Origin of the sequence: Pseudomonas sp. NPDC089554, assembly GCF_050280645.1 — a bacterium.
Taxonomy (GTDB): domain Bacteria; phylum Pseudomonadota; class Gammaproteobacteria; order Pseudomonadales; family Pseudomonadaceae; genus Aquipseudomonas.
On record NZ_JBNNVR010000158.1, the window covers coordinates 1 to 5,088 of the forward strand.

General features: G+C 65.7%; 4 protein-coding genes and 1 pseudogene. 3 read left to right on the forward strand and 2 right to left on the reverse strand.

Features of this window, described 5'->3' with window-relative positions:
- Positions 1-565 (forward strand): annotated as a pseudogene (locus ACQKPE_RS25705) (pilus assembly protein TadG-related protein); the annotation flags it as partial.
- On the opposite strand, the gene ACQKPE_RS25710 reads toward ACQKPE_RS25705, so the two are convergent.
- Positions 550-3,195, reverse strand: a complete 2,646-nt coding sequence (locus ACQKPE_RS25710; RefSeq protein ID WP_427669497.1) for an ATP-binding protein — start codon at positions 3,193-3,195, stop codon at positions 550-552. The pseudogene ACQKPE_RS25705 and the gene ACQKPE_RS25710 sit on opposite strands and share 16 nt — an antisense overlap.
- Entirely contained in the window at positions 3,192-3,632 is a 441-nt protein-coding gene (locus ACQKPE_RS25715) for a TadE/TadG family type IV pilus assembly protein (RefSeq protein WP_427669498.1), read from the reverse strand. Before ACQKPE_RS25715 ends, ACQKPE_RS25710 begins: the two co-directional genes overlap by 4 nt.
- A 77-nt stretch (positions 3,633-3,709) precedes the next feature.
- Between ACQKPE_RS25715 and ACQKPE_RS25720 the strand changes: the two genes are divergently transcribed.
- Both ACQKPE_RS25720 and ACQKPE_RS25725 read left to right on the forward strand, forming a co-directional pair.
- On the forward strand, positions 3,710-4,180 hold the full coding sequence (locus ACQKPE_RS25720) for an A24 family peptidase (protein ID WP_427669500.1): 471 nt from the start codon (positions 3,710-3,712) through the stop codon (positions 4,178-4,180).
- Positions 4,181-4,301: 121 nt separating this feature from the next.
- The coding region (locus tag ACQKPE_RS25725; RefSeq protein WP_427669502.1) for a response regulator at positions 4,302-5,088 on the forward strand (787 nt) is incomplete at its 3' end.

Sequence of the window (5,088 nt, forward strand, 5' to 3'; positions counted from 1 at the left end):
CGCCGTGGGCCGGTTCGAATCAGCGGATGCGTTCTTCACCCAGGGCACCACGGCGATCAAGGCGCTACCCCTGATCGACATTGGCACCAAGGTCTGCACACGCTTTCTGATCCTGCCTGCCACCTGCCAGCCGCGCGTACCCTTCGCTGGCGGCGGTATCGGCCTGCGGGTGAACAGCAAGGTACTGGGTAGCGGCCCTTTGGAGCGCGCGCTGGTGTTCAATGGCAACGCCCAGCCGCCAAACATCGGCCAGCCCGCCGCCTACCTGCCCATGCGCACCGCCAATGACAACGTAGTCGGCAGCCTTAGCGACACACTGCTGGGCATCCACTTGGAAGCCTACAAACCCACCGCCAACAGTGGCCTGGGCGAGGTGCTGGTGATTCTCGGCGGCGTGCTCGATGGCGTGAAGGCCATCCTCGAACCACTGATCAAGAACCTGCTCAGCCCGCTGCTCGACCCGCTGGTGAACGTCTTGCTGAAAGTGCTGGGCATCGACCTGGTCAACGCCGAGGTGGGCGCCAACCTCAGTTGCGCCAACGTCCGCGCTCAGCTGGTGCTGTAGACCGGCAAGGTCACTGTGAAACAGGCTCCCGCGCCAAAGTTCTCGGCCACCAGGCGCCCGCCCATGGCCTCGACGATGCCATGGCTGACCGACAACCCAAGGCCGGTGCCGACCCCCGCCGGCTTGGTGGTGAAGAACGGCTCGAAGATCCGCTCCAGCAGCCGCGGGTCGATACCGCCGCCGTTGTCCTCGACCCGCAGGCACACCTGCTCCTCCTCGACCTGCTGGTGCACGGCGATCCAGGCCTCGCCTAGCGCCTGCCCAAGCAAGGCATCGCGGGCATTGACGACAAGGTTGATCAGCACCTGCTCCAGCTGGTCCTGATGACCGAGCACCAGCACCGTCTCCTGGGGCACCTCGATACGCAGCGTCACGCCCTTGCTGCGCAGGCCCTCGTCGAGCAGTGCCACCGCGCCCTGCACTGCGCTCCAGGCCGCGAAGGGCTGGCGCTCCACCTCCGAACGGCGGCCGAACACCCGCATATGCTCGACCAGCCGTGCGGCGCGCTCGACCTGCGCCTCGATGCGGTGCAGCTTGTCGTTCAGGTAGTCGACGTCCGCCGCGCCGTTCTCCAGGCGCTTGAGCGTGTTGGCCACGGCCATGCGCATCACGTTGAGCGGCTGGTTGATTTCATGCACCAGGCCCGTGGCCAGCTCGCCCAGGGTCGCCATCTTCGCGCCCTGCAACAGCTGCCGTTGGCTGCGCCGCACTTCGGTGTTGTCTCGGCCCACCGCCTGGATCTCCAGCAAGCGGCCCTCGTCATCGAACAGGCCACGGTCGGCCCACACCCACCAGGCGTGCTCTCGTCCCGGCAAGTCCAGGCAGATCTCCGCACTGCTCAGTGGGTGTTCGGGGGTCAGCGTGGCCAGGCGCTGGAGGAAGGCCTCGCGCTGGCTGTCCGACATCCACTGGCCAAGGTTCACCCCCGCCAGCTGCTCAGGCTGACACTCCAGGTGATCGGCCAGCGGCCGGTTGCCGAAGACCAGGCTCAGGTCCGGGCGGTAGCGGCAGATCATTGCTGGCGAGTCCTCCACCAACACCCGATAGCGCTCTTCGCTTTGCCGTACCCGTTCGGCAGCCTCGGTCGCTTCGCTTACATCCAGCCACAGGCCCACCACTTCCACCGGCTGCCCGAGGTCATTGCGCAGCAGGCGCGCCTCGTCCAGCACCCAGTGGTAGCCGCCGCGCTGGTCACGCAGGCGGTAGCGGCAACGCACCTGGCCGTCGCGCAGCAGGCTGCGGGTACGTGCCAGCCACAGCGGGCGGTCGTCCGGGTGCACGGCCAGGCCCGGCTGGCGCGCCAGTTCGCTTTCGGCTGGCCAGCCCAGCAGCGGCATCAGGCTGGCGCTGAAGAACTCACTGTGCAGCGCACCTTCGGCATAGCGCTGGATGTAGATCACCGCCGGCGAGCTGGCGATCAGGTTTTCCAGGCGTGCCCGGGCGGCACCGGCTTGCTGTTCCTGGGCCTTGAGCGCGCTGATGTCGAGCAGGAAGCCGCGTAGCTGGCAGCCTTGCAACTGGCCGACCCAATGCAGCCAACGCGGGGCGCCCAGGCTGTCGTCCTCCAACAGTCGCAGGCTCAGGTTCAGCCCCTGGCCTTCGCGGGCCTGCTGCAAGGCCATCTGGGCGTTTTCCCGGTCGGCCGGATGCAGGCGCTCCAGCCACTGCTCGGTACTGGGCTGGCATGGCAAGCCAAGGTTGGCCGCCAGGGTCGGGTCCAGCTGCAACGGGCCGTGCAATGGCCACTCCCACCAACCGGCGCCAAGCTGGCGTTGCAACTCATCGAGGTGGCGGGCCTGGCGCAGCAACTGGCGCTGGCGATGGCGGGCCAGCAACGGCTCGGCCAGTGCTTGCAGCAACGGCTGCGCCTCTTCGGCGGTGGGCAGGGTGCTGCCGCCTGCGCACAACAGCCACACCTGGACGGCCTGCCCATGCAGGTACGGCACCAGGAACAGCGACAGGCCGCCGCACAGGGCCAGCAGCTCCGGCAGCTGGCGTGCATCCACCACCCCTTCGCCAGGCAAAGACACCAGCCAGGGGTGCAGCCGCGCGTCCTCGGCCCAGGGCCATTCATCATCGCTGCTGGCCAGGCTACGCCATCCCGAGGCCTCGTGCAGCATCAGGCGCACGGCCTCCAGCCGCCAGTGCGTGGCCAGGCGCCGCAACTGCTCGCCGAGCGCCTCGCACAGGCGCTCCTCACCGCAATCGCGCAGCGCCTGCCCCAGTTGCGTGGCCAACAATTGCTGAGCCTGCAACTGGCCGCCTTGCACGCCTGCACGCAACAGGTCGCCGATGTCGAACAGTTGCAGCAACCACCCTTCGGCATGGCGTAGCAGCCAACCTCGTGTGTTCAGGGCATGGCCCAGCACCGTGCGGAAATCCAGGTCCAGCGGCTGCCCCTGCCAGTCGCCTGGCTCGCCTTCGAGCACCAGCCAGCTGTGCGGTTCCAGGTAATCGTGCACCCGCGCTTCACGTTGTGTGGGCAACGCCAGCAGGGTGCGCAGCGGGCCTGACAGACGCAACACCCGCGCCTGCTCGTCGAGCCACAGTTGCAGGCCGACCGCCTGGGGCAGGCTCGGCTCGTGGGTGGCCAGCTGGCCGCCGCGCCAGCGATCGAACAGGCCGCTCACAGTTGCAGGCTCGCTTCGGCACGCAGGCGTTCAGGCAGGCGCGGCACGTTGCCGACCACAGGCAACACCAGCACCGGCAGGACGTTGGTCAGTTTGCTGCTGGGGTAGTCGATGGCCACGGTGAGCAGCTTGCCGCTCAAGGTGACCTGGGTGTCGCTGCTGGGCTGGAAGTCCAGTGCGCCGGGCATCCACGCCAGTTGCTGGCGCACCACATCGCGGGCCAGGTTCTGCACGTCGCTGGCGTAGCTGGGGCTGCTCGGGTCCAGCGCCACACAGCGGCGCACCGCTTCGCTGCTGGCCTCGTTGAACGATTGCAACATGAGCATCGGCAAGGCGTGGCTGACCAACCCGTAGAAAACCGCGAAGAACACGATGAACACCGCAACGAACTCGATGGCTGCCGCACCTTTTTGCCGCCTTGCCGCGCTTGCTTGCATGATCGCGTCTACCCTGACGTTTGAACCCCTGCTAGACAGCATAGAAGCCTTCAACGAATAGGGATGGCAAATTGCCAATGCAAAGCATTGTTCTGCTGCTGTGGCTTGCCTTGTGCACCCAACAAGATGTCCGTGAACGTCAGATCTCCAACACCCTAACCCTGGGTGTCGCCGCCTGTGCCCTGGCCTGGTTGTTCGCCACCGGCCGCAGCTGGGTCGGCGCCGACGCCAGCGACGCCGGCTGGGCCCTGGCCATCGTCATGCTGCTTACCCTGCCCGGCTACATGCTGGGGCGTTTCGGCGCCGCAGACGTGAAGCTGATGGGCGCCCTGGCCTTGGCCACCAGCCATGATTACGTGCTCGGCACCTTCATCGGTGCAGGGGTGGCGGTGCTGGCCTGGATACTCGGGAGGCGGCGCCTGTGGACCCTGCTCAACCCCAAGGTGAAGAAGCGCCTGCAAAGCCTGGCCGAGGAAATGGGCGACAAACAGCCCTTCGCACCCTATGTGCTAATCGGCTTTCTTTTGACCTGTGTGTGGATCCAATGAACCGTCCGGTGGTCGAATAGCGTTGAACAGCCCTTGTACATAATCGCAAAGTGCAACTACTTTTTAATGGCCAGCGGAGTGTTGGCCACGGAGCTGGACCGTTTCGAACAGGGAGTTGAACGTGAACAAGTCTGCGCATGAAGTGAAGGTGCTGGTCGTCGATGACCAGCCGTTGATCGTCGAGGAACTCTGCGAGTTTCTTGAAAGCCAGGGCTACCACTGCGTGCCCGCCTACTCGACGAACGAGGCCGTCGAGCGTTTCAAGGCCGACGAGGACGTCGGCCTGGTGCTGTGTGACCTGCACATGCCTGAACGCGATGGTATCGAGCTGGTACGAGCCCTCAAGGGCATCGCCGGCCAGCAGCGCCTGTTCGAGGCGATCATGCTGACCGGCCGCGCCGAGAAGCAGGATGTGATCCGCGCCCTGCGCGAGGGCTTTGCCGACTACTACCAGAAACCCATGGACCTGATCGAGCTGCTCGAGGGCGTGCAGCGCCAGGAAGATGCCCTGCTGGAGCGCCAGCGCAACTTCCGCGAGCTGGGCAGCCTGAACCAGCGCTTGCAGGAGCTGGCCGAGTCCATCGACGACCTCTACCACGACCTGGAAAAAGCCCGGGGCCATGGCGTGCACAGGCGTGCCGGCGATGCCGAGGAGGGCGAAGGCGAGCTGCCTGCGGTGTTCGAGAAGCTGTCACCTCGGCAACTGGAAGTGGCCAAGCTGGTGAGCAAGGGCAAGACCAACTACCAGATCGCCTGTGAGCTGGGCATCACCGAGAACACGGTGAAGCTTTACGTTTCCCAGGTGTTGCGCCTGACGACACTGGCCGCCATGGCTAAAACGATCAGGGCTCGCATGGGGAAATCTCCTTTGATAGGGAGTGTATCGGCCTGGTACGGCAAATCTTCAC